Origin of the sequence: Methanosarcina spelaei (genome assembly GCF_002287235.1) — an archaeon.
GTDB classification, from domain to species: Archaea; Halobacteriota; Methanosarcinia; order Methanosarcinales; family Methanosarcinaceae; genus Methanosarcina; species Methanosarcina spelaei.
Map to the genome: position 1 here is coordinate 1 of NZ_LMVP01000410.1, position 441 is coordinate 441.

General features: G+C 32.2%; 1 protein-coding gene. It reads right to left on the reverse strand.

The window, feature by feature from the left end; translation table 11 throughout:
- A partial coding sequence (locus tag ASJ81_RS15400; RefSeq protein WP_170943344.1) for a transposase occupies positions 1-441 on the reverse strand: 441 nt, incomplete at both ends.

Sequence of the window (441 nt, forward strand, 5' to 3'; positions counted from 1 at the left end):
CCAAAACTCATCCAGTTCTTCCTTCAATACTTTTATATTCTTGAATGATTTTATTGACGTTAAGTCTTCTCTTGTCATTTTCCAGCAATATTCTGTTGGGTTCCTATCTGGAGTAGCTGGAGGGAAAAGCAACATTTGCAACCAATATTTGTTTTTTTGAAAGAATTCTCTTGCCTTTTTTGATTTATGCCACGGTGCTCTGTCCATTAGAAGAAATATCTTTCGTCCTATTTCTTTTTTAAACTTGATTAACGATTTTATGAAAGAGTCTGTATTCTTTTTAATTCCTAAATCGTACCAATAAAAGTCTCCGTTTTCAGTGTAGAATCCTCCAATGTTGATTTTGGCTTTTGAACCATTTAGAAATTTAATAGGTTTAGAACCTTTTATTGCCCAACATTTTGATCTGTTTGAGTCTACATAAAAACTACTTTCATCCTT